Origin of the sequence: Pseudochelatococcus sp. (genome assembly GCF_050946405.1) — a bacterium.
Classification (GTDB): Bacteria; Pseudomonadota; Alphaproteobacteria; order Rhizobiales; family Beijerinckiaceae; genus Pseudochelatococcus.
Map to the genome: position 1 here is coordinate 43045 of NZ_JBMNUS010000001.1, position 23584 is coordinate 66628.

At 66.5% G+C, this 23584-nt stretch carries 18 protein-coding genes; 14 read left to right on the top strand and 4 right to left on the bottom strand.

Going from position 1 to position 23584, the window contains the following annotated elements; genetic code table 11:
- Window positions 1-175: 175 nt before the first annotated feature.
- Complete coding sequence (gene phbB, locus ACOYJQ_RS00205; protein WP_433456379.1) at window positions 176-910, top strand: acetoacetyl-CoA reductase; 735 nt, start codon at window positions 176-178, stop codon at window positions 908-910.
- A gap of 109 nt (window positions 911-1019) precedes the next feature.
- Here phbB and gloB read toward each other — a convergent pair whose 3' ends face one another.
- On the bottom strand, window positions 1020-1790 hold the full coding sequence (gene gloB / locus ACOYJQ_RS00210; RefSeq protein WP_433455353.1) for a hydroxyacylglutathione hydrolase: 771 nt from the start codon (window positions 1788-1790) through the stop codon (window positions 1020-1022).
- A 133-nt stretch (window positions 1791-1923) separates the two neighbouring features.
- Here gloB and ACOYJQ_RS00215 point away from each other — a divergent pair, with 133 nt between their 5' ends.
- Complete coding sequence (locus tag ACOYJQ_RS00215) at window positions 1924-2730, top strand: methyltransferase domain-containing protein (protein WP_433455355.1); 807 nt, start codon at window positions 1924-1926, stop codon at window positions 2728-2730.
- 118 nt (window positions 2731-2848) lie between these two features.
- Window positions 2849-3802: an acetyl-CoA carboxylase carboxyltransferase subunit alpha gene (locus ACOYJQ_RS00220; RefSeq protein ID WP_433456381.1), complete on the top strand. Its 954-nt coding sequence runs from the start codon at window positions 2849-2851 to the stop codon at window positions 3800-3802.
- Window positions 3803-3838: 36 nt separating this feature from the next.
- On the opposite strand, the gene ACOYJQ_RS00225 is transcribed toward ACOYJQ_RS00220, so the two are convergent.
- Both ACOYJQ_RS00225 and galU read right to left on the bottom strand, forming a co-directional pair.
- Window positions 3839-4840, bottom strand: coding sequence for an NAD(P)H-quinone oxidoreductase (locus ACOYJQ_RS00225; RefSeq protein WP_433455357.1), 1002 nt, complete (start codon window positions 4838-4840; stop codon window positions 3839-3841).
- A 138-nt stretch (window positions 4841-4978) separates the two neighbouring features.
- The gene (gene galU, locus ACOYJQ_RS00230) at window positions 4979-5854 is read right to left on the bottom strand and encodes a UTP--glucose-1-phosphate uridylyltransferase GalU (RefSeq protein ID WP_433455359.1); all 876 of its coding nucleotides are present in this window, start codon (window positions 5852-5854) and stop codon (window positions 4979-4981) included.
- Between the two features lie 277 nt (window positions 5855-6131).
- On the opposite strand from galU, the gene ACOYJQ_RS00235 reads away from it, so the two are divergent.
- From ACOYJQ_RS00235 to hisN, 7 genes are all read left to right on the top strand, one after another.
- Window positions 6132-7484: a lytic murein transglycosylase gene (locus ACOYJQ_RS00235; protein WP_433455361.1), complete on the top strand. Its 1353-nt coding sequence runs from the start codon at window positions 6132-6134 to the stop codon at window positions 7482-7484.
- Window positions 7485-7704: 220 nt separating this feature from the next.
- A complete protein-coding gene (locus ACOYJQ_RS00240; RefSeq protein ID WP_433455363.1) occupies window positions 7705-8991 on the top strand; it encodes an SGNH/GDSL hydrolase family protein in 1287 nt (428 codons plus the stop codon).
- 492 nt (window positions 8992-9483) lie between these two features.
- Window positions 9484-9615: an aa3-type cytochrome c oxidase subunit IV gene (locus ACOYJQ_RS00245; RefSeq protein WP_433455365.1), complete on the top strand. Its 132-nt coding sequence runs from the start codon at window positions 9484-9486 to the stop codon at window positions 9613-9615.
- A 242-nt stretch (window positions 9616-9857) separates the two neighbouring features.
- Window positions 9858-10994, top strand: coding sequence for a Re/Si-specific NAD(P)(+) transhydrogenase subunit alpha (locus ACOYJQ_RS00250; RefSeq protein ID WP_433455367.1), 1137 nt, complete (start codon window positions 9858-9860; stop codon window positions 10992-10994).
- Window positions 10995-11066: 72 nt separating this feature from the next.
- Window positions 11067-11528, top strand: coding sequence for a proton-translocating transhydrogenase family protein (locus ACOYJQ_RS00255; RefSeq protein WP_433455369.1), 462 nt, complete (start codon window positions 11067-11069; stop codon window positions 11526-11528).
- Between the two features lie 5 nt (window positions 11529-11533).
- Window positions 11534-12937, top strand: coding sequence for an NAD(P)(+) transhydrogenase (Re/Si-specific) subunit beta (locus tag ACOYJQ_RS00260; RefSeq protein WP_433455371.1), 1404 nt, complete (start codon window positions 11534-11536; stop codon window positions 12935-12937).
- A 327-nt stretch (window positions 12938-13264) separates the two neighbouring features.
- The gene (hisN, locus tag ACOYJQ_RS00265) at window positions 13265-14074 is read left to right on the top strand and encodes a histidinol-phosphatase (RefSeq protein ID WP_433455373.1); all 810 of its coding nucleotides are present in this window, start codon (window positions 13265-13267) and stop codon (window positions 14072-14074) included.
- Here hisN and ACOYJQ_RS00270 read toward each other — a convergent pair.
- Window positions 14041-15102 (bottom strand): alpha/beta fold hydrolase, encoded by a 1062-nt coding sequence (locus tag ACOYJQ_RS00270; protein ID WP_433455375.1) that lies wholly within the window; start codon window positions 15100-15102, stop codon window positions 14041-14043. The two genes, hisN and ACOYJQ_RS00270, sit on opposite strands and share 34 nt — an antisense overlap.
- 200 nt (window positions 15103-15302) lie before the next feature.
- Between ACOYJQ_RS00270 and ACOYJQ_RS00275 the strand changes: the two genes are divergently transcribed.
- The 4 genes from ACOYJQ_RS00275 (at window position 15303) to ACOYJQ_RS00290 (ending at window position 23575) form a co-directional block, all read left to right on the top strand.
- Window positions 15303-15824, top strand: a complete 522-nt coding sequence (locus ACOYJQ_RS00275; protein WP_433455377.1) for an Hsp20 family protein — start codon at window positions 15303-15305, stop codon at window positions 15822-15824.
- 718 nt (window positions 15825-16542) lie between these two features.
- Window positions 16543-21309, top strand: a complete 4767-nt coding sequence (gene gltB, locus ACOYJQ_RS00280; RefSeq protein WP_433455379.1) for a glutamate synthase large subunit — start codon at window positions 16543-16545, stop codon at window positions 21307-21309.
- Between the two features lie 11 nt (window positions 21310-21320).
- Window positions 21321-22748: a glutamate synthase subunit beta gene (locus ACOYJQ_RS00285; protein ID WP_433455381.1), complete on the top strand. Its 1428-nt coding sequence runs from the start codon at window positions 21321-21323 to the stop codon at window positions 22746-22748.
- Window positions 22749-23134: 386 nt separating this feature from the next.
- Window positions 23135-23575 carry an EscI/YscI/HrpB family type III secretion system inner rod protein gene (locus tag ACOYJQ_RS00290; protein WP_433455383.1) on the top strand — a complete coding sequence of 147 codons (441 nt, stop codon included), beginning with the start codon at window positions 23135-23137 and terminating at the stop codon, window positions 23573-23575.
- Window positions 23576-23584 lie beyond the last annotated feature (9 nt).

Here is a 23584-nt window from a genome sequence, read left to right on the forward strand (position 1 = left end):
TCTAAAAAATTGATCGATAATAATGACTTCGCAGGAGACAACCCTATAATTTCATACTATCCTGATGTTGTTCTGAATCGGGACTTCAAGGCTGCTTTCTGGCAGAAATGTTGGGCGGCATCGGTTTCTTTCGCAACGGAATCTGTGCTGCCTCACGTACAAGAAAAGAAAAGGGATCACCATGGCACGGGTAGCGATTGTAACCGGGGGCACGCGCGGCATCGGCGCGGCGATCTCCAAGGCTTTGGCGGCAGCCGGACACAAGGTCATCGCCAATTACGCCGGCAATGAAGAAGCGGCGGCGAAGTTCTTCGCCGAAACGGGCATTCCGGTCATCAAGTTCGACGTCAGCGATCCGGTGGCGTCGGCGGAAGGCATCGCCAAGATCGAAGCGGAGCACGGCCCCATCGACATCGTGGTCAACAACGCCGGCATCACGCGCGACGCCACGTTCCACCGCCTGTCGTATGAACAATGGTCGCAGGTGCTGCGCACCAACCTCGATTCGGCGTTCAACGTCACCCGCCCGGTGATCGAGGGCCTGCGCGCGCGCGGCTGGGGCCGCATCATCAACATTTCGTCGATCAACGGCCAGAAGGGGCAGGCGGGGCAGACGAACTATTCGGCCGCCAAGGCCGGTTTGATCGGCTTCACCAAGGCGCTGGCGCAGGAGAACGCCTCCAAGGGCATCACCGTCAACGTCATCGCGCCCGGCTACATCGACACCGAGATGGTCGCCGCCGTGCCGGAAGACGTGCTGAAGAAGATCATCGCCACCATCCCGACCGGCCGTCTCGGCCGGGCCGAGGAAATCGCCGACGCCGTGGTGTTCCTCGCCTCCGAGCAGGCGAGCTTCTTCAACGGATCGGTGCTGACCGTCAACGGCGCCCAGTACATCGCCAACGGCTGATCCGCTTGCAGGAGAAAGATTTGGAGCGGCGTCAAGCTTCCGCTTGAATGCATGCCGGCATCGATCCCGGCGCGAAGCCCCGGATTTTCCGGGGCTTCGTTTTCATGGGTCACGCGCGATCCTTGCGGGCGCGCACGGCGGCGAAAACCTCGGCCGGCGTGTGTCCGGCAAGGCCGAGATGCAGGGCGAGCGCCGGATCGTCGGCGCGCAGGAACGGGTTCTGCACCTTCTCGTCGCCGAGCAACGAGGGAATCGTGAGTTCCCCTCGCCCGCGCGCGGCCTCCACCGCGGCGGCCCGCTTCCGCAATTCGGTGTTGTCGGGGTCGAGATCGAGCGCGAAACGGGCATTGGCGAGCGTGTATTCGTGCCCGCAGAACAGGCGCGTATCGTCCGGCAGCGCCCGGAGCTTCTGCAAAGACGCCCACATCGTTGCGGCGTCCGCCTCGAAGAGGCGTCCGCAGCCCAGCGAAAACAGCGTATCGCCGGCGAACAGCGCCTTTTCCGGCGCGAACCAGTAGGCGACATGGCCTTTCGTATGGCCGGGCGTGGCGATGACCGCAGCCCTCAGGTCTCCGACGGCGACGGTATCGCCCTCGCCGACCGCGACGTCCACGGCCGGAATCGCTTCCTTCTCCAGCAGCGGCGCGGTCACGCGCACGGCGGGAAAGCGTTGCTTCAGGGGCAGGATGCCGTCGATGTGATCCGCGTGCTTGTGGGTGACGAGAATGTCGGTCAGTCCCCAGCCGGTGCGGGCCAGCGCGTCGACGACGGCCGCCTCCTCGGGTGCGTCGATGGCCGCCGTCGCGCCGGTGCGGGGATCGTGCAGCAGCACGCCGATGTTGTCCGCGCGGGCCGCGAATACGTGCGTTTCACCTGTCATCGCCTCAAAGCCTCCGTTTTCTCTCGACGAGCCGGCCGGCCGGCATTCACGGGACACTCGCATGTCCGTGATAATTACGCATTATATAAGAACTTCGCCCGATACGAAAAACGCCCCCGAAACTGTTGTGCTCATGGACGTCGATGTCGTTGAACTGAGAGATTTCTACGCAAGCCCCCTCGGCACCGTCGCGCGGCGACTGGTGGCGAAGGCCGTCGAGCGGATATGGCCGGATGCGCGCGGTCATACCATGCTCGGCTTCGGCTATGCCGTGCCCTACCTGTCGGCCTATCGCAACAGCGCGGACCGCATCGTCACCTTCATGCCGGCTGCGCAGGGCGCGGTGCACTGGCCGCGCCGGGGACCGAACGCCGCGGCGCTCGTCGACAAGACGTCCCTGCCGCTGCAAATCGGCAGCATCGACCGTGCGATTCTGGCGCATGCGCTTGAAACCGCCGATTCGCCGCTGGCGCTGATGGAAGAAATCTGGCGGGTGCTCACGCCCGGCGGACGCATCATCGTCATCGTCCCCAACCGGCGCGGCCTGTGGACGCGCATGGACACCACCCCTTTCGGGCAGGGCCAGCCGTTCAGCCGCTCGCAGCTCGCCCGTCTGATGCAGGCAAGCCTGTTCTCGGCCGAAACCTGGGGCGAGGCGCTCTACATTCCGCCGGTGCCGCGCCGGCTCGCGCTGCGCTCGGCCGTGGCGTGGGAGCGCATCGGCGCCGGCCTGTCGCTGCCTTTCGCCGGGGTCCACGTGATGGAGGCGGTGAAGCAGCTCTACCGGCCGGTCGTCGCGCGGGAGCTGCGTAAATCCGCCCGGATCGCACCCGTTTTCGTACCCGCTCACCCGGCGCAATCGACGCTCCCCCGCCGCGCCGCGCCGCATGATTCGCCGGCCGGATGCGACGCGACGGGCCTGTCAGCGCCCTTGACTTGACGCCGCGCCGACGCCAAGGTCCGCGCACGCAAGGGCGCTTGCCGATCGCAGCGCGCTCCGGCGCGGAACGCGGCAAAGCGTGTCCGCAGCTCCCCCACGATGCAACGACTGGCGAACCATGCGCAGCTATCTCGATTTTGAAAAACCCGTCGCCGAACTCGAAGCCAAGATCGAGGAGCTCAGAGCCCTGGCCGATTCGGGCGATGCGGTGGCGATCGGCGACGAGATCGCGCACATCGAGGCCAAGGCGCGCAAGGCGCTCAACGACCTCTACGCCTCCCTCACCCCCTGGCAGAAGACGCTCGTGGCGCGTCATCCGCAGCGGCCGCATTTCGTGGATTACTGTGCGGCGCTGATCACCGACTTCACGCCGCTCGCCGGCGACCGCAAGTTCGGCGAGGACGAGGCCATCGTCGGCGGCCTCGGCCGCTTCCGCGGCGAGAGCGTCTGCATCATCGGGCAGGAGAAAGGCTCCTCCACCGAGACGCGCATCCGCCACAATTTCGGCATGGCGCGGCCCGAGGGGTATCGCAAGGCGGTGCGCCTGATGGAACTCGCGGGACGCTTCGACCTGCCGGTCATCACCTTCGTCGACACGGCGGGCGCCTACCCCGGCATCGGCGCGGAGGAGCGCGGACAGGCCGAGGCCATCGCCCGCTCCACCGACGCATGCCTGCTGCTGCCCGCGCCCAACGTCTCCGTCGTCATCGGCGAGGGCGGATCGGGCGGGGCCATCGCGCTCGCCACCGCCAACCGCGTGCTGATGCTGGAACACGCCATTTATTCGGTGATCTCGCCGGAAGGAGCCGCCTCGATCCTGTGGCGGGATCCGACCCGCGCGCAGGACGCCGCCACCGCGATGAAGATCACCGCTCAGGACCTGCTGCGCTTCCACGTCATCGACGCCATCGTTCCCGAACCCGCCGGGGGCGCCCACCGCGACCCGCAGGCGGCCATCGCCGCCACGGGCGATGCAATCGCCGCCTCCTTGCAGGAGCTTGCCGGACTTTCCGGCGAGGACGTCAGACGCCTGCGCGCCGACAAGTTCCTCGCCATCGGTTCGAAGCTGTAGCAGCCCGGACGGCGCAAACGCCTTCCGGGCGTCGCCTCATCCGGCGACGCGCAGCACGATCTTGCCGATATGCGCGCTCGATTCCATCAGCGCGTGCGCCTGCGCGGCCTCGGCCAGCGGAAAAGTCGCATGGATCACCGGCAGGCAGCGCCCCGCCGCCAGCAGCGGCCAGACATACTCCCGCAATGCGCGGGCGATGGGTGCTTTCTCGCTCACCGGGCGGCTGCGCAGGGTGGCCCCGGTGTGAGTGAGGCGCTTCAGCATCAGCCGCATGAAGTCGATCTCAACTTTCGAGCCTTGCAGGAAGGCGATCTGCACGATGCGCCCGTCCTGCGCCGCCGCCTGATAATTGCGCGGAATGTAGCTGCCGCCCACCATGTCGAGGATGACGTCCGCGCCGCGGCCGCCCGTGGCCGTCTTCACCGCCGCGACGAAATCCTCATCGCGGTAGTTGACGGCGACATCCGCGCCGAGCTGGCGGCAGGCGGCGCATTTTTCGGCGGAGCCCGCGGTCGTCAGCACGCGCGCGCCGAACGCCTTGCCGAGCTGGATCGCCGTGGTGCCGATGCCCGACGTGCCGCCGTGCACCAGCAGCGTTTCGCCGGGGCGCAGCGCGCCACGGTCGAACACGTTCGACCAGACGGTGAAAAAAGTTTCAGGAACGGCGGCGGCGGCCACGAAGTCGAGCCCGTCGGGGATCGGCAGCGCGAGTTCCGCGTCCGCGAGACAATATTCGGCATAGCCCCCGCCCGTCACCAGCGCCGTCACGCGGCTGCCCGGCGCGGGCGCGGCGACGCTCTCCCCCACGGCGACGACCTCGCCGGCGATTTCAAGGCCGGGGATGTCGGACGCGCCGGGCGGCGGCGGATAATGCCCCTGCCGCTGGGCGACGTCCGGCCGGTTGACGCCGGCGGCATGCACGCGCACCAGCACCTGCCCGGCGCCGGGAAGCGGCACGGGGCGGATTTCCGGCCGCAGAACCTCCGGCCCTCCCGGCTCGCGGATGCCGATGACGGTTTGCGTTGACGGCGGCTTCATCGTGTTCTCCCTGTTTCGCAAACAGGGTTACAACACACGCCCGCGATAGTCGACAACCCCGCCGGGGCAGCCGCCCGAAGCTCCCGCGCCGGGCGGCGACGATTTTCCCGGTTCCGTCGGTCGCGACGAAACCGGGGCTCAGCGCCCGAGCAGCGCGTTCAGCGCGACGCGGAAATCCGGTGCCAGATCGTCGCGGGAGAGGGCATAGGCGACGTTGGCGGCCAGAAAGCCGATCTTGGAACCGCAATCGTAAATGTTGCCGTCGAAACGCGTCGCGAAGAACGGCTGCGTCCCCGCCAGGGTGATCATGGCGTCGGTGAGCTGGATCTCGCCGCCCGCGCCGCGCTCCTGCTTCTCCAGCAGCGCGAATATCTCCGGCTGAAGGATGTAGCGGCCGGAAATGGCGAGATTCGACGGCGCGGTGCCCTTCGCGGGCTTCTCGACCATCGCCCTGATCGGCGACACCTTCGCGCCGGCATTCTCCACGTCGACGATACCGTACTGATGCGCCTGATCGGCGGGCACCTCGTAGACGCCGATGATATTGCCGCCATGGGCGGCGTAAGCATCCTTCATCTCGCTCAGGCACGGCGTGTCCGCGTGATGCAGCATATCCGGCAGCAGCAGCGCGAAGGGCTCGTCGCCCACGATGTCGCGCGCGCACCAAACCGCATGGCCGAGACCCAGCGGCCCCTGCTGGCGCGTGAAGCTGGTCTGGCCGGGGCCGGGCAGATCGCGCAGAAGCGCCTCCAGCTCGCGCGTCTTGCCGCGTTCGAGCAGCGTGCGCTCGAGCTCGAACTGGTTGTCGAAATGATCCTCGATGACGCCCTTGTTGCGCCCGGTCACGAACACGAAATGCTCGATTCCGGCGGCACGAGCCTCGTCCACCACATGCTGGATGACCGGCCGGTCGACGACCGTCAGCATCTCCTTGGGCATTGCCTTGGTTGCGGGCAGAAAACGTGTGCCAAGTCCGGCCACGGGAAACACGGCCTTGCGGATGGGTTTGTTCATGTCCGTTTCAACAGGCGGGGTGAGTTGCGAGCCGGCAATCCGCGCCCCCCTTGACGCGCATCGCCTATGGAGACGGCATAGCCGCCGGATAACAGGTCGTCGTGTATCATCGCGACATGAATACGGTAAAGTGAAGAATGCCGCGGCCATTTGTAGAGACGCGTCTTAACGCCCTGTCAACGATTCCTGAACCATATTTACGGGAGGTTGTTGGCGTTTTTACCAACATGGTGCAAAGCCGCATCGGATTTCGGCTTCAAGAAACAAGGCGTGAGGGATGACGCAGCCGCGAAAAGAGCAGTCCGCAGCATGTCGCGCGGGGCGCGCCGCATTCCGCGCCGGCGCGCGGCCGCTGTTCGCCGCGCTCGCCGCGAGCGCCCTGCTCGCGTCCTGCTCTTCGCACAGCTATTGGCCCATCGGCGTGGACAGCGTCACCACCGCGTCGATACCCGCCTCCCCGTCCACGCCTTCCAATGCGGCGCCCGCCTATGCCGGGGCGCCGTCCTCCGGCACGGCCAGCATGAGTTTCTCCGTCTTTACCCGTGAATTATGGCCGGAAGCCGCCGCACGCGGCGTCTCGCGGCAGACGTTCGACGCCGCCCTCGCCGGCGTTTCGCCCGATCCGAAAATCATCGCGCTGACGAAAAAGCAGTCGGAATTCGTCAAGCCGGTGTGGGATTACATCGCCTCCGCCACTTCCGCGCAGAGGCTGACGCGCGGGCGCGAGCAGACCGTGCAATGGCGCGAGACCTTCACCGCCGTCGAGCGCCGTTTCGGCGTCGATCGCAAGGTGATCGCCGGCGTGTGGGGCATGGAAACGAACTTCGGCTCCACGATGGGCAGCCACTATGTGGTGGAGGCGCTGGCGACGCTGGCGCACGCGCAATATCGCGGCCCCTTCTTCCGCAACGAACTTCTCACCGCCCTCACCATCCTTCAGGAAGGTCACATCACCCGCGACAAGATGATCGGCTCATGGGCGGGCGCGATGGGCCAGACCCAGTTCATGCCGACGAGCTTTACGCGCTACGCGGTCGATTTTACCGGCGACGGACGTCGCGATATCTGGACGTCCGTTCCCGACGCGCTGGCTTCAACCGGCAATTACCTGAAAGAACACGGCTGGGTAGCCGGATTGCCCTGGGGCTTCGAGGTGAAGCTTCCGTCGGGCTACGACTACCGCCACCGGAACGGCGCCTTCGCAACCTTCGCTGCCGTCGGCGTGCGGCGGATGGACGGGCGGGCCATGCCGCAGACGGGCGAAGCGCGCATCTTCCTGCCCGCGGGCGCGCGCGGCCCCGCCTTCCTGGTCACGAAGAACTTCGACGTGATCAAGCGTTACAACAACTCGGACGCCTACGCGCTCGGCGTGGCCCTGCTCGGCGACATGATCCACGGCGGCGCCGGCGTACAGGCGGCGTGGCCGCTCGATGAAAAGCCGCTCAGCCGCGACGAGCGCGAGGATCTGCAACGCTATCTCGCGCGGCTCGGCTTCTCGGCGGGCGAGCCGGACGGGCGCATCGGCACCCAGACGCGCGCCGCCATCACCGCCTATCAGGAGCGCACCGGGCTCATTCCCGACGGCCATCCCAGCCAGGCGCTGCTGGCCCGCATCCGGCAGGACATCTGACGCAGACGAAGCGCGGGCGGGCGGCCGCGGCGTTTACCCTGATCGGCATTCGCGCGCCGCGCCTGCGAACGATGCGAGACTCACGGCCGGTTCTATCGTAAAATGACACATATGTTGGCCCGTTCCGCCCGCCGCGAAGCCAAGGTGGCGGCGGCGGAACTGTCGTGCGTGTGAACCCGTCATGCCGTCGCGTCGAAGCGGATCCTCTCCGCGTGGAAAGTTGCGCATCATCGCCGCGATCGCCGCCGCCGGCCTCATGGCCGGCGCGCCGGCCGTGACGCTGCACGCCGCATCCGACCCTTTGACGCGTTTTCTTGACAGCATCTTCAGGAAGGAGGCGCAGCCCGCGCCGCCGCAACCCGTTGTCAAGAGCGTCCGGCCGAAGCCGGCCCGCCCGGCGCAGCCCCAGAAGGTGCCGCGCAAACCCCGCCCCGCGACGGTGATCGTGCGCGATGCGCAGCAGAAGCGGGAAGCGAACACTTTCATCGCCGTGATCGGCGACACGCTGGGCGAAGCATTGGCGGGCGGGCTGCGCGAGGCATTCGCCTCCGCGCGGGAGATCGCCGTCGTCAACCGCGCCGGAGCGGACACGAGCCTGATGCGCGCCCAGACACCCGACTGGGCTTTCCTGACGCGCGACTACAGCCGCGAGGGCATGCCGGCCTCCCAGCCGATCACGGTCGGCGTGGTGCTGATCGGGGCCGAGCCGCCCCGGAGCCTGAGCGAGGACGACACCGAGATTCCGGTCGGCGCGCCGCGCTGGCGGGAACTGATGACGGCGCGCATCGAATCACTGATTCGCACCTTCGTCGATCGCGGCATTCCGCTGATCTGGGTCGGCCTGCCGCCGATGAAGAACGAGGCGCACTCCGTTTCCGCCAGCGCGCTCAACGCGCTCTACAGGGAGGAAGTGCAGCGGGCGGGCGGTGTGTTCGTCGATATCTGGGCCGGTTTCTCGAACGATGAGAAGGGGTTCGCCGCGAACGGACCCGACGTGCGCGGGCAGACGACGCAGTTGCGCAGCGGCGACGGCATCGGCCTGACAAAAGCCGGCGGGCGCAAGGCCGCGCATTTCGTCGAACTGGAAATCCGCCGCCTCTTGCAGGCGCGCGGGCTGTCCGCCGTCATCGCGGAATCGCCCGTCGAAAGGGAGACGCAGCCGCAGGAAGACCAGGGCGCCTCGCTTTCGCTGCCCGACATGCCGGTGCCGGTGGTGATTCCCGTCAAACCCGTTGCGGGACCGATCCTGCCGCTGGCGCGCCTCCAGGCCGCGCCGGGCGGCGAACTTATGGCGCAGCGCCCTGTGCTGAAGGGCGACGCAGCCGTGCTCGTCCACCGTGTCTACGGCGAAGGCCGCGTCCCCGAGCCTGTGGCAGGCCGGGCGGACGACTTCTCGTGGCCCCCCGAAACGCGCTCCTTCAGCACCGCCGTGGCGCCCGAAAACGGCGCAGACGAGGCCGCCATCAGAACCGCCACCGCCACGCGCCCGACCACGGCGCATCCATAGAACAGCGCGCCATGAACAGCCCGCCATGAACAGCGCAACACGAAAAAACCCGTCCTGCGTCGCAGGACGGGTTTTGCATCTCTTCCCCGGATGCTGTTCAGACAAGCGCCCTTGCAGCGCTTCTTGTCGCCTACCCTTGTGGGGGCGTTGCTTCCCTAGACCTGGACCGCCTCGTCAGAATCGCGTGCGGCTTTCTCTTCTTGTATTCATCCAGGACCGGACCCTTACAGGCGACCATTCTTGGATGAACATAGTTGCGCACGAAACTTGACCGAATGCAAGAGGGGTTTTTCAAGCCCGTGCGACAAAACGCGCCAACCCCTTTGCCAGCAACGAACAGTGGCGGCGATTTTTTTTGCAGCCGCCTCCCTCGCCGCCCTGAAATGCCCAAATTTTGCTGATCGTCGTCATCAGGAGGCCGGTGGCCCATTGCAACGGCGGCGGGCTTGCGCTACGACCTGAACAGCATGATCGGATGCGAGGAGTTGCGCCGTGGCGAATGACCTTGTTGAAATGGATTACAGGGAACACGAACGCACCTATGCGGGCTTCATTCGCCTGTCGAAATTTGTCGGCCTGGCCGTCATCGGCGTGCTTGTCCTGATGGCGATCTTCCTGCTTTGAGCGGCACGCGGACGCCACGCCGCGTTTCGGTCGCGGCTGCTGCGGCCTGCTGCTGCCGGCGTTTTCACGCCGATTGCAATATCCTCGCCGGCCGGGCTTCTGCCCGGAAAGTATGTGGCCTCGTTGCCCGCAGATCGGCCGTGCGCCCGCCGCACGCGCAACAAGCCTGACCGCTTGCCCGTCCGGGCAAGGATGAGACCAACCTGATACATGCCGCACCGTACCGTTCTGGAGTGAATGCCATGCTGGTCGCCGTTCCCGCAGAAACCCAGGCCGATGAAAGCCGCGTCGCGGCGTCGCCCGAAACCGTTCGGAAATTCATCGCGCTCGGCGCCACCGTCAGAGTTCAGTCCGGCGCGGGGCTGGCGTCGGGCATTCCCGACGCCGATTTCGAGGCGGCCGGCGCCGGGATCGCGGGCGATGCCGCCGCCGCGCTCGCCGACGCCGACATCGTGCTCAAGGTGCGCCGCCCGGAAGCAGCCGAGATCGCGCTGCTGAAGAAGGGCGCGATCGTGATCGGCACGCTGGACCCCTATGGCCATGACGATGCCGTCAAGGCGCTTGCCGATGCGGGCATCGTCGCCTTCGCCACGGAGCTGACGCCCCGCATCACCCGGGCGCAGGTCATGGACGTGCTTTCCTCGCAGGCGAATCTCGCCGGCTACCGCGCGGTGATCGACGGCGCGGCGGAATACGGCCGCGCGCTGCCGATGATGATGACCGCCGCCGGCACCGTGCCCGCCGCGCGCGTCTTCGTCATGGGCGCCGGCGTCGCGGGCCTGCAAGCCATCGCCACGGCGCGGCGTCTGGGCGCGATCGTCACCGCGACGGACGTGCGGCCGGCGGCCAAGGAACAGGTCGAATCGCTCGGCGCGAAGTTCATCGCCGTCGAGGACGAGGAATTCAAGCAGGCGGAGACCGCGGGCGGCTATGCGCGCGAGATGTCCGACGCCTACAAGCAGAAGCAGGCGGATCTCGTCGCCGCGCACATCGCCAAGCAGGATATCGTCATCACGACGGCGCTCATTCCCGGCCGGCCGGCGCCGCGCCTCGTGTCCGACGCCATGGTGCGCTCGATGCGCCCCGGCAGCGTCATCGTCGACCTCGCCGTGGAGCGGGGCGGCAACGTCGAGGGCGCGCAGCCCGGCGCTGTCGCGGTCGTCGACGGCGTGAAGATCGTCGGCCATCTCAACGTGCCCGGCCGCCTCGCGGCGACGGCATCCGCGCTCTATGCGAAGAATCTGCTGGCCTTCGCCGAGCAGCTCATCGACAAGGAAAAGAAGACGATCGCCGTCGACTGGGACGACGAGATCGTCAAGGCCACCGCGCTGACGCGCGACGGCGCCGTCATCCATCCGGCCTTCCAGCCGAAGGGCTGATACCCTTGATCCAACGTCCGGCGGCTTCACGTCCCGCGATTTTACGTCTCCCGATCTGAGAGGATGCGCGTCATGGCAAACCTTTTGGCAACCCCCTCGCCGGAACAGGCGCTCGAACAGGCCCGCGCGGCGGCCGATGCGGCGCGCGCGGCCGCCGACGCGGCGCAGGTTTACGCGGACCAGGCCGCCACCGTGCTCGGCACGCTGGCCCACGGCGCGACGGGGGGCGCCGTCGATCCGACGGTGTTTCGCCTCGCCATTTTCGTGCTGGCGGTTTTCGTCGGCTATTATGTCGTCTGGTCGGTGACGCCGGCGCTGCACACGCCGCTGATGTCGGTGACGAACGCCATCTCGTCGGTGATCGTGGTCGGCGCGCTTCTCGCGGTCGGCGTCGAGGCGGCGCCGGCGCTCGAGAGCGGCTCGGGCTGGGCGCGGCTCTTTGGTTTCGTGGCGCTGATCCTCGCCTCCGTCAATATCTTCGGCGGCTTCCTCGTCACCCAGCGCATGCTCGCCATGTACAAGAAGAAGGGTTGAGGATCATGTCTGAGAACGTTGCAGCCCTGCTCTACCTCGCTTCGGGGGTTCTGTTCATCCTGGCGCTTCGCGGCCTTTCCTCGCCGGCGACCTCGCGTCAGGGCAATCTCTACGGCATGGTCGGCATGGCGCTCGCCATCGTCACCACGCTGGTCGGGCATCCGCCGTCCAGCGGGTTGGCGTGGCTGCTGATCATTCTCGGCATCGGCATCGGCGGTGGCATCGGCGCGGTCATCGCCCGGCGGGTGCCGATGACGGCGATGCCGCAGCTCGTGGCGGCCTTCCATTCGCTCGTCGGTCTCGCGGCGGTTCTGGTGGCGGCCGGCGCGCTCTATGCCCCGCGCGCGTTCGGCATCGGCGCGCCGGGCACGATCCACGGCGGAAGCCTGGTGGAAATGGGGCTCGGCCTCGCCATCGGCGCGATCACCTTCTCGGGCTCGATCATCGCGTTCCTGAAGCTCGACGGGCGCATGTCCGGCAAGCCGATCCTGCTGCCGAACCGCCATGTCATCAACATCACCCTCGCCTTTCTGCTGCTGGTGCTGTTCATCGGCTTCGTGGCGAGCGAGAGCCACTCGGTGTTCTGGCTGATCGCGCTGGTGAGCCTCGTACTCGGCTTCCTGCTGATCGTGCCCATCGGCGGCGCCGACATGCCGGTCGTGGTGTCCATGCTCAACTCCTATTCCGGCTGGGCCGCGGCGGGCATCGGCTTCACCGTGGGCAATCTGGCGCTGATCATCACGGGCGCGCTGGTCGGCTCGTCCGGCGCCATCCTGTCCTACATCATGTGCAAGGGCATGAACCGCTCCTTCATCTCGGTGATCCTCGGCGGCTTCGGCGGCGATTCGGCCGCGGCGGGCGCCGCCGGCGTGGTGGAGGATCGCCCCGTCAAGCAGGGCTCGGCCGAAGACGCCGCCTTCCTGATGAAGAACGCCGGCAAGGTCATCATCGTGCCGGGCTACGGCATGGCCGTGGCGCAGGCCCAGCACGCGCTGCGCGAGATGGCCGACATCCTGAAATCGGAGGGCGTCGAGGTGAAATACGCCATCCATCCCGTCGCGGGCCGCATGCCGGGCCACATGAACGTGCTGCTGGCGGAAGCGAACGTGCCTTACGACGAAGTGTTCGAGCTTGAGGACATCAACTCGGAATTCGCGCAGGCGGATGTCGCCTTCGTGATCGGCGCCAACGACGTCACCAACCCGGCGGCGAAGAGCGACCCCGCCTCCCCGATCTTCGGCATGCCCATCCTCGACGTCGAGAAGGCCAAGACCGTTCTCTTCTGCAAGCGCGGCATGGGATCGGGATATGCCGGCGTGGAGAACGAACTCTTTTTCCGCGACAACACGATGATGCTCTTCGGCGACGCAAAGAAGATGGTCGAGAGCATCCTGAAGTCGCTCGACTGAAAAAAACGTGTCCATTCGCTCCGTCATTGCGTTCGCGCAATGACGGAAGCTTTTTTGGACGTAAAAAAAGACCGCACATTTGCATGCGCGGTCCAAGTCTAGGGAGGAAACGCCCAAGGAGGGCAGCGATAAGGCGACGCCATCGCCATATCGCACTGCAACAATATGCCACCGCGCCGCACAAAAAACAAGACCGACGGAGGATTTTTCGCTCCTTCGCCGGAAGGGCTGTCTCTTCCCTGACGCAACCTGTTGGCTATCAAGGGATTGTTGCGCGATCACGCCTGTGTGTAATTCATTCCGGCAGGCCGTTTCAGGGAGCATGTCTTGTCGTCCGACTCATTTCTTTCCGACATTCCGGCCTTCGCCGGGAAACTGGCCGCGGAATCCGCCAAAGCGACGCTACCGCTTTTCCGCACCGCACTCAAAACCGACAACAAGGCGGGAGACGGCGACTTCGATCCGGTGACGGACGCGGATCGCGAAGCTGAAGCGCTGATGCGCGCGCTCATCCGCCAGACCTATCCGGACCACGGCATCGAGGGCGAGGAACACGGCAGCGAGCGTCTCGATGCGGATTATGTCTGGGTGCTCGATCCGATCGACGGCACGCGCGCCTTCATCTCCGGGCTGCCGCTGTGGGGCACACTGATCGGGCTGAAATACCGGGACAGGCCGATCTTCGGGCTGATGTATCAGCCTTTTCTGGAGGAGACTTTCTCAGGCGCCGTGTTCGAGGCGTCCGCGCCCGTCGCGCAATATGCGCGCGGCGCCGCGAACCGGCCGCTGCGCACGCGCGCCTGCCCCGAGCTCGCACAGGCGACGATCTCGACGACATCCCCGCGCATGTTCGGCGGCGCGGTGCTTGACGCCTACAACCGCGTCGAGCGGGAATGCCGCCTCGCACGCTACGGCTATGACTGCTACGCCTATGCGATGGTGGCGGCCGGCCATCTGGATCTCGTGGTGGAGGCCGGTCTGAAGCCGTGCGACATCGTGGCGCTGGTTCCCGTCATCGAGGCGGCCGGCGGCATCGTCACGAGCTGGACCGGCGGAGCGGTGACGCAGGGCGGCACGGTCGTGGCGGCCGGCGACCCGCGCGTTCACGAGGCGGCGTTGGCACTGCTCAACGGCTGATCCGCCGCGCCGTTTCCTTCCTCCAAGAGTCCCTGGCCCTCCATGAGTCCCTGGCCGGGAATGAAGGCGTCGAAGGCCGCCCAGAAGAACGCGCGCACATCGTCGGTTTCCATCAGGATTTCGTGCCGGGCATAGGGAATGACGATGGCGTTGCCGGCCTTCAACCGCGCGCCGAAGCGCTCCGTGGCCGGTGTCGAGACGATCCGGTCCGCGCCGGCGGCAATCACGAGCACCGGCGTCGCCACCGACAGCGCGAAACGCGGCGCGGCAAGCCGCTCCATCGCCCTGAACGCCGCGGCAAGCCAGCCGAAGGTCGGATCGGCAAGCGCGAGCGAGGGCGAGCGCTCGATGATGCCGCGGATACGGCTGAAGCGCGCGGCGTCGCGTGTCAGCCGATTGCCGTCGAAAGGACGCAGCGGCGTCGCCACGCGCCTCCCGCCGGGGGCCATCACGCGCGACAGCCCGAAGCACAGCCCGAGCCGGGCCAGCGCCGCTGCAAAGGGAGGCGCGAGCGCCGGGGAGAGCGCGATCATGGGTGCAGTCATGACGATGCGGGCGAAATCCCCGCCGCGGCCCGGCGAAGCGGCGCGCAGCAGGGCGAGCGTGCCGCCCATGGAATGGCAGAGGGCGAAGCGCGGCAGGGCAGGCAATGTCGCGCCGACATGGGCCAGCACGGCATCGAGATCACGCTGATAGGCGGCGAAATCGTGGACATGCCCGGCCTGAACGGGCTTGTTGCGCCGCCGGCGCAGCAGGCGCTGGGAATCGCCCTGCCCGCGCCAGTCGAAGGCTACGACGTGAAATCCGCGCGCGCGCAATTCGCCGACCGTCTCGAAATATTTTTCGATGAACTCGCCCCGGCCTTGCAGAACGATCACGATGCCGCGCGCCGCCTCCGGCGGTCCCTCGGGCAGCCAGCGCGCGACACGCAGGCGAACGCCGTCCGCGGCCGTCACCTGCTCCGACGCCGCCGTGGGCGGGATCGGGTTGTCCGGCGTCGCGACAAGTTCGGGCGCTGAGCTGCTCATCCGTCAATCCTGCGGTCTACGGCATTTCCATGTTTCATCGAAACGGAGAAACTCCCTCCTCTTGAAATCGGCATCCGCCCGCCTACTTCCATGGGTGTGCAGGCCAACGCGGCTGCACACGTGCATGCGGCGAATCTTCAGCCCGGCCATCGGCGGGCGCAGCGCCGGTGCCCATCATCGCTTCAACAGGAGGATGTGTCATGCGTCATTTCGATCTTGCGCCACTTTACCGTTCCACCGTCGGCTTCGACCGGCTGTTCTCCCTGCTCGATCAGGTGGCGGGCGGAGAGGCGGGCTCAAGCTATCCGCCCTATAACATCGAACGCACCGGCGAGACCAGCTACCGCATCTCGGTGGCCGTCGCCGGCTTCACCGAAGACAGCCTCGCCATCGAGGTGCGCGACAACGCGCTGACCGTGCGCGGCGAGAAGAACGCGCAACCGGACGACAAACCCGTCGACGTTCTCTATCAGGGCATCGCCTCGCGCGCCTTCGAACGCCGGTTCCAGCTCGCCGATCATGTTCATGTCACCGGCGCGCGGCTTGAGAACGGGCTGCTGCACATCGATCTCGTGCGCGAGCTGCCCGAGGCCAACAAGCCCCGCCTGATCCCGATCCGCAGCGACAAGCCCGCCGTCTCCATCGAAAGCGCCGGGCAGACCGCGCCCGCCGCGGACGAAACGGCGACGAGTGCCGGAAGCACAGGCCGCCAGGCGGCGTGACGCCGCCGGCCGGCTACGGCGAGGCCCGCGCGATTGCGACAGGAAGGGCGCCCGAAAGGGCGCCCTTTTTTATCGGCCCCTTCCCGCGATACGACGACCCGGCGCAATTTAATTTCTCTTCGCCACCGGCCAGTAGGCCATAAATTTCGCCATTTTCCGCGAATCCCGGTCTTTCGTGCAAAAAAACCGCCGATCGCCGCTTGTAACGGTTCAAGAAATCTGGCATTGTCCGCTCAAGATTAGGACAGTCAGACTGTCCCATTCTGATTTGACGGCTTTTTCGGACGATGGGGGAACCCCGCGCTTTCGGGAAAGTTTTTCATGCAGGGCGTTGCGGCGGTCAGGCGACCGGCGGACGCCGCGAGGCTCGTTGGTTATTATGGCACGCATTTCGGTCGTTCCGTTCGCTGTCGCCCCATTCGAGACCGAACCCGCCATCCGCAAAGCGGATACGCGAGCGGGCGGATAAGCACGGCCGAAAGCCGTGCCCCTGCCCGGTGCGCATGACGCAAACGGGTGGGCGCGGTGCAGGCGCGTCCGCCCGCGGTAATCAGGACCTGCCAACAGACAAACTGATCGGCCCGGATTGAACGGCCCAGCCATCGGACTCTCCGGTGCTTGCCGCATCAGGCCCGAATCCGGCGCGCATGCAGCGCGCCGGGCGCTTTCCCGACCCCGGTTCCAAGGAGGCCTTTCCGGCCGCGCACAGGAAGAAAAAATGAACAATTTCAATGAGAAGCTGCATCGTGGATGGCAACAGCCGCGCCCGCTCGAGGGCCGCGCCCGCGATATCGTTGCCGCAACCTCCATCGACAAGACAGCTTCCATTGAAAAAACGGCCGCCGATCGTCCGCGCGCCGCCGGTCTTCCGCGCGCGCAAGGACTTTACGATCCGCGCAACGAGCACGACGCCTGCGGCGTGGGCTTCGCCGCCAACATGCACAACGTGCCCTCGCACGAGATCGTGCAATACGGCCTCACCATCCTGAAGAATCTCGACCATCGCGGCGCCGTCGGCGCGGACCCGAAGGCGGGCGACGGCTGCGGCATGCTGGTGCAGATCCCGCACGCGTTCTTCGCGGAGGAAGCGGAAAAGCTCGGCTTCACCCTGCCCGCGCCCGGCGAATACGCCGTGGGCCACCTGTTCATGCCGCGCGACGGCGAGGGCTTTCGTCTCGTCACCGACATCGTGGAGAAGGTGATCGCCGACGAGGGGCTGACGCTGCTCGGCTGGCGCAACGTGCCGGTCGACCCGTCCGGCCTTGGCGAATCCGTGCGTCCGACCGAGCCGCAGCACCGCCAGATCATCGTCGGGCGCGGCCCCGGCATCGCCACGCGCGAGGAATTCGAGCGCCGGCTGTTCATCGCCCGCAAGGTGGTGTCGAACACCGTCTACAACATGAACGACCCGCGCACCGACGGTTATTACCCCGTCAGCCTGTCGTCGCGCACGCTGGTCTACAAGGGCATGCTGCTCGCCACCGGCCTCGGCGACTATTACCTCGATCTCAACGATCCGCGCTTCACCAGCGCCATCTCGCTCGTGCACCAGCGCTTCGCCACCAACACGTTTCCCACCTGGTCGCTGGCGCATCCCTACCGGATGATGGCGCACAACGGCGAGATCAACACGCTGCGCGGCAACGTCAACTGGATGGCGGCGCGACAGGCGTCCGTCGATTCCGAACTGTTCGGCAACGACATCGCCAAGCTGTGGCCCATTTCCTACGAGGGGCAGTCCGACACCGCCTGCCTCGACAACGCGCTCGAATTCCTCGTGCGCGGCGGCTATCCGCTGGCGCACGCCATGATGATGCTGGTGCCGGAAGCGTGGGCCGGCAACCCGCTGATGGACGAGGAACGGCGCGCCTTCTATGAATATCACGCCGCGCTGATGGAGCCCTGGGACGGCCCGGCCGCGCTCATCTTCACCGACGGCCGCCAGATCGGCGCGACGCTCGACCGCAACGGCCTGCGCCCCACCCGCTATGTCGTGACCGACGACGGCCTCGTGGTCGGCGCCTCCGAAATGGGCGTGCTCGACATTCCGCAGGAGAAGATCGTCGAGAAGTGGCGGCTGCAACCGGGCAAGATGCTGCTGATCGATCTCGAACAGGGCCGCATCGTGCCCGACGAGGAGGTCAAGCGCCTCTATACCGGCGCCCATCCTTACCGCGAATGGCTCGACCGCACGCAACTGGTGCTGGAGGAACTGCCGCCGGTGCAGGCGCGCGAGTCGCGCACCGACGTGAGCCTGCTCGATCGCCAGCAGGCATTCGGCTACACGCAGGAAGACCTCAAGCTCGTACTGCCGCCGATGGCCGTGACCGGGCAGGAAGCCGTGGGTTCGATGGGGAATGACGCGCCGATCTCGGTGCTGTCGCGGCAATCGAAGCCGCTCTATTCCTACTTCAAGCAGAATTTCGCGCAGGTGACGAATCCGCCGATCGACCCGATCCGCGAGGAACTCGTCATGAGCCTCGTGTCGTTCATCGGCCCGCGGCCCAACATCCTCGACCTCGAGGGCACCTCGCGGAAGAAGCGCCTTGAAGTGCGCCAGCCGATCCTCACCAATGCGGATCTCGAAAAGATCCGCTGCATCGGCCATTACGAGGACCGTTTCGACACCAAGACGCTCGACATCACCTACCCCGCCCTGCAAGGCGCGGCCGGCATGGAGGGCGCGCTGGAGCGCCTGTGCGAGCGCGCCGAGGCGGCCGTGCACGGCGGCTACAACATCATCATCCTGTCCGACCGGCAGGTGGGGCCGGACCGCATCGCCATTCCGGCGCTGCTGGCCACCGCCGCCGTGCATCATCATCTGATCCGCAAGGGCTTGCGCACGTCCGTCGGCCTCGTGGTGGAATCGGGCGAGCCGCGTGAAATCCATCACTTCGCCTGCCTTGCGGGCTACGGCGCGGAAGCCATCAATCCCTGGCTCGCGTTCGATACGCTGCTGTCCATGCACGAGGCGCTCGACTTCCCGGAAGAGGTTTCCGAGGACGAGATCGTGCACCGCTACATCAAGGCGGTGGACAAGGGGCTGCTGAAGGTGATGTCCAAGATGGGCATCTCGACCTACCAGTCCTATTGCGGCGCGCAGATTTTCGACGCCATCGGGCTGAACGGCGCTTTCGTGGACCGCTATTTCTTCGGCACCGCGACCGGCATCGAGGGCATCGGGCTGGCCGAGATCGCCGAGGAGACGGTGCGCCGCCACCGGGCCGCGTTCGCGGACGTGCCGGTGCTGCGCCATGCGCTCGATGTCGGCGGCGACTACGGCTATCGCATCCGCGGCGAGGATCACGTCTGGACGCCGGACGCGGTGGCGGAGTTGCAGCACGCCGTGCGCCTCAACGCGCAGGACAAGTACCGCGCGTTTGCCGCGCGCATCAACGAGCAGGACAACCGCCTCGCCACCATCCGCGGCCTGTTTCGCCTGAGAAGCGCCGTCGCGCAGGGCCGCAAGCCCGTGCTGCCGGAGCTGGTCGAGCCGGCGGCCGAGATCGTCAGGCGCTTCTCGACCGGGGCGATGTCGTTCGGCTCCATCTCGCGCGAGGCGCACGAGACGCTGGCGATCGCGCTCAACGCCATCGGCGGCAAGTCGAACACCGGCGAGGGCGGCGAGGAGGCGGAACGCTTCGTGCCCGACGCGAACGGCCGCTCGCGCCGCTCCTCCATCAAGCAGGTGGCCTCGGGGCGCTTCGGCGTCACGGCGGAATATCTCGTCAACGCCGACATGATGCAGATCAAGGTGGCGCAGGGGGCCAAGCCCGGCGAGGGCGGGCAGTTGCCCGGCCACAAGGTCAACGCCGTCATCGCCCGCGTGCGCCATTCCACGCCCGGCGTCGGCCTCATCTCGCCGCCGCCGCACCACGACATCTACTCCATCGAGGATCTGGCGCAGCTCATCTTCGACCTCAAGAACGTCAATCCGGCCGCCGACGTGTCGGTGAAGCTGGTGTCGGAGGCGGGCGTCGGCACGGTGGCTGCGGGCGTCGCCAAGGCGCGCGCCGATCACATCACGATTTCCGGCTACGAGGGCGGCACGGGCGCGAGCCCCCTCACCTCGCTCAAGCACGCCGGTTCGCCGTGGGAGCCGGGGCTGGCTGAAACGCAGCAGACGCTGGTGCTCAACGGCCTGCGCGGGCGCGTGGTGTTGCAGGTCGACGGCGGCCTGCGCACGGGGCGCGACGTCGTCATCGGCGCGCTGATGGGCGCCGACGAATTCGGCTTCTCCACCGCGCCGCTGATCGCGGCCGGCTGCATCATGATGCGCAAGTGCCACCTCAACACCTGTCCGGTGGGCGTCGCCACGCAGGACCCGGTGCTGCGCAAGCGCTTCAAGGGCCTGCCGGAGCATGTGATCAACTACTTCTTCTTCGTGGCGGAGGAAGTGCGCGAGCTGATGGCCGAAATGGGCTTCACCCGCTTCGAGGAACTGATCGGGCGCGCCGATCTCATCGACCAGCGCGAGGCGCTGGCGCACTGGAAGGCGAAGGGGCTCGACTTCTCACGCCTGCTGCACGTGCCGGAAACGGACGGCCCGCTGCATCACGCCGAGCGCCAGCATCATCCCATCGATAACGTGCTCGACCGCGGCCTGATCGCGGAGGCGCGCGAGGCTATCGAGAACCGCACGCCGGTGGTGCTGGAGCGCGCCATCCGCAGCGTGGATCGCACCACGGGCGCGATGCTCTCGGGCGAGGTCGCCCGGCGCTACGGCATGGAGGGGCTGCCCGACGACACCATCGCCGTGAGGCTCACCGGCACGGCCGGCCAGAGCTTCGGCGCGTTCCTCGCGGCCGGCGTGACGCTCGACCTCGAAGGCGAGGCCAACGATTATGTCGGCAAGGGCCTTTCGGGCGGCCGCATCATCGTGCGCCCCTCCCCCGGCATGCAGGCGCTGCCCGAGCGTTCGATCATCGCCGGCAACACCGTGCTTTACGGGGCGATCGCCGGCGAATGCTACCTGCGCGGCGTGGCGGGCGAACGCTTCGCCGTGCGCAACTCGGGCGCCATCGCGGTCGTCGAGGGCACCGGCGATCACGGCTGCGAATACATGACCGGCGGCGTCGTGGTGGTGCTGGGCGAGACGGGGCGCAACTTCGCGGCCGGCATGTCGGGCGGCATCGCCTATGTGCTGGACGAGGACGGCACCTTCGCCAGGCGCTGCAACCTGTCGATGGTCGATCTCGAACCGGTGGAGGAAGAAGAAGACCTGATGGAACGCCTGCATCACCATGGCGGCGATCTCGAAACCAAGGGCCGCATCGACATTCTGGCCGACATGTCCCGCCATGACGAGGAGCGGCTGATGCAGCTCATCGCCAACCACGTCCGCCACACGGGCTCCGCCCGCGGACGCGCCATTCTCGACGACTGGCAGGGATATCGCACGAAATTCGTGAAGGTGATGCCGGTCGAATACCGGCGGGCCATCCGCGAGATGGAGCGTGCGCGCGTGTTGCAGGCTGCGGAATAAGGGAGGCGGCAATGGGCAAGGTAACAGGATTTCTCGAATACGACCGCCAGGAAGGCAAGTACGAGCCGGCCGGCGACCGCGTGCGCCATTTCCGCGAGTTCACGCTCCCTCTCGAAGACAGGGACGTGGAGCGGCAGGCCGCGCGCTGCATGGACTGCGGCATCCCGTTCTGCCACGGCGACACGGGCTGCCCGGTGCATAACCAGATCCCGGACTGGAACGATCTCGTCTACCATCAGGACTGGAGACAGGCGGCGCTCAACCTGCATTCCACCAACAACTTCCCCGAGTTCACCGGCCGCATCTGCCCCGCCCCCTGCGAGGAAGCCTGCACGCTGAACCTCGAGAACATGCCGGTGACGATCAAGAGCATCGAGCAGACCATCGCCGACAAGGCGTGGGCGGAAGGCTGGATCGTGCCGGAGATCGCGCCGCAGCAAACCGGCAGGCGGGTGGCCGTCATCGGCTCCGGTCCGGCCGGGCTCGCGGCGGCACAGCAACTGGCGCGCGCGGGGCATGAGGTGCATGTGTTCGAGCGCGAGCAGAGGGCCGGCGGCCTGCTGCGCTACGGCATCCCCGACTTCAAGATGGAGAAGCACCACATCGACCGGCGCATCGCGCAGATGGAGCAGGAGGGCGTGCGCTTCCACTACGGCGTCAACGTGGGCGTGACGCATCCCTTCGACGAGATCGTCGACGGCTTCGACGCCGTGCTGCTGACGGGCGGCTCGGAAAAGCCGCGCGATCCGCAATTGCCGGGCACGAACCTCAAGGGCGTCTACTATGCCATGCCCTACCTCATCCAGCAGAACAAGCTGAACGGCGGCGAGGAACCGTCCGCGCACGAGGAGCCGATCCTCGCCACCGGCAAGCATGTCGTGGTGGTCGGCGGCGGCGACACGGCCTCCGACTGCGTCGGCACCGCCTTCCGGCAGGGGGCGCTGTCGGTGACGCAGCTCGACATCCGCCCGATGGCGCCGTTGCTGGAGGACAAGCTCACCATCTGGCCCTATTGGCCGACGAAGTTCCGCACCTCATCGAGCCAGGCGGAAGGCGCGGAACGCGAGTTCCAGGCGGCGACGCTCGGGCTCGAGGGCAAGAACGGCCTCGTCACCGGCGTGCGCTGCGCGCGCGTGGACGAGCGGCGCAAGCCCATTCCGGGCACGGAGTTCATCCGCAAGGCCGATCTGGTGTTCATCGCCATCGGCTTCGCGAGCGCCATCCATGAAGGCATGCTGGAACAGGCGGGCGTGGCGCTCGACAGGCGCGGCAACGTCGCCGCCGACACGCTGGCCTATCGCACCTCGCGCGAAAAGGTGTTCGCTGCCGGCGACATGCGGCGCGGCCAGTCGCTGGTGGTATGGGCCATCCGCGAGGGCCGGCAGGCGGCGCACGCCATCGACGCCTTCCTGATGGGCGAAAGCCTGCTGCCCCGCTGAGCGCAGTCCGTTCAGACGGAATCGTCCGAACGATCGGAACTCGCCCGGAACGAGGGATCTGGAACGTGTCCTGTTTCATTCCGAACGGGACACGTTGCAAGCGGCCGGACTTCCTGTCCGGGTGCGGCGATCCGCGCCCGGACAAACGGATACATATTATTTACTTGTCACAAGAAGTAAAAATACACATTCCGCAATTTCAAAGCGATCATCATCGGATAAATTGGACTATACTTTCAATTAAAAAAGATAAAAATTATTTATAAACAGTTAAATTAAAGCTTATATCAAGAAAAAGCCGCTTGCCGCATACTGTTGCGCGCCGTCGCATATTGTCGTATTATATTGAAGCATGGAGGTATGCTATGTCTGATCCGGGATTGCTGATGAGTGGCCTTGGTGTCGTGCCGATCGTCCCCGTCGACGGCGGGACGCGCGATGCGGGTCAGGCAAGTGTGGATGCCTTCCGAAAAGCGCTGGATAACAACGGGGCGGGCCAGCCGCCGAAAGCCGATTCCGATCCGGCCGCCGTCTCCCCGACGGAAGCGGCGAGCGAGCAGGAGCGTGCGCGCAGAGCCCTGTCTCTCGATGCGCCCTCGCCATCCACCACGGGCGATTCCATTCTGGGCGGGCTGCAAAAGATGCGTGGCATCTTCGACGTGCAGCAGGAGCGGATTTCCGCGCTGGCGAATGAAAAGGTCGTGGACGCCAATACGCTGCTCGGCATGCAGGTGGAAGTCGTCAAGTACACGATGCTGCTCGACATGTCGTCCAAGTTGACCGGCAAGACCACGCAGGCGGTCGATCAGTTGATGAAGGGTCAGTAAGTGGGCGCC

Excerpts from the sequence above, each read along its gene's own strand:
- gloB (WP_433455353.1), bottom strand. The coding sequence starts at position 1,790 with ATGACAGGTGAAACGCACGTATTCGCGGCCCGCGCGGACAACATCGGC.
- ACOYJQ_RS00215 (WP_433455355.1), top strand. The coding sequence starts at position 1,924 with ATGGACGTCGATGTCGTTGAACTGAGAGATTTCTACGCAAGCCCCCTC.
- ACOYJQ_RS00220 (WP_433456381.1), top strand. The coding sequence starts at position 2,849 with ATGCGCAGCTATCTCGATTTTGAAAAACCCGTCGCCGAACTCGAAGCC.
- ACOYJQ_RS00225 (WP_433455357.1), bottom strand. The coding sequence starts at position 4,840 with ATGAAGCCGCCGTCAACGCAAACCGTCATCGGCATCCGCGAGCCGGGA.
- galU (WP_433455359.1), bottom strand. The coding sequence starts at position 5,854 with ATGAACAAACCCATCCGCAAGGCCGTGTTTCCCGTGGCCGGACTTGGC.
- ACOYJQ_RS00235 (WP_433455361.1), top strand. The coding sequence starts at position 6,132 with ATGACGCAGCCGCGAAAAGAGCAGTCCGCAGCATGTCGCGCGGGGCGC.
- ACOYJQ_RS00250 (WP_433455367.1), top strand. The coding sequence starts at position 9,858 with ATGCTGGTCGCCGTTCCCGCAGAAACCCAGGCCGATGAAAGCCGCGTC.
- ACOYJQ_RS00255 (WP_433455369.1), top strand. The coding sequence starts at position 11,067 with ATGGCAAACCTTTTGGCAACCCCCTCGCCGGAACAGGCGCTCGAACAG.
- ACOYJQ_RS00260 (WP_433455371.1), top strand. The coding sequence starts at position 11,534 with ATGTCTGAGAACGTTGCAGCCCTGCTCTACCTCGCTTCGGGGGTTCTG.
- ACOYJQ_RS00270 (WP_433455375.1), bottom strand. The coding sequence starts at position 15,102 with ATGAGCAGCTCAGCGCCCGAACTTGTCGCGACGCCGGACAACCCGATC.
- ACOYJQ_RS00275 (WP_433455377.1), top strand. The coding sequence starts at position 15,303 with ATGCGTCATTTCGATCTTGCGCCACTTTACCGTTCCACCGTCGGCTTC.
- gltB (WP_433455379.1), top strand. The coding sequence starts at position 16,543 with ATGAACAATTTCAATGAGAAGCTGCATCGTGGATGGCAACAGCCGCGC.
- ACOYJQ_RS00285 (WP_433455381.1), top strand. The coding sequence starts at position 21,321 with ATGGGCAAGGTAACAGGATTTCTCGAATACGACCGCCAGGAAGGCAAG.
- ACOYJQ_RS00290 (WP_433455383.1), top strand. The coding sequence starts at position 23,135 with ATGAGTGGCCTTGGTGTCGTGCCGATCGTCCCCGTCGACGGCGGGACG.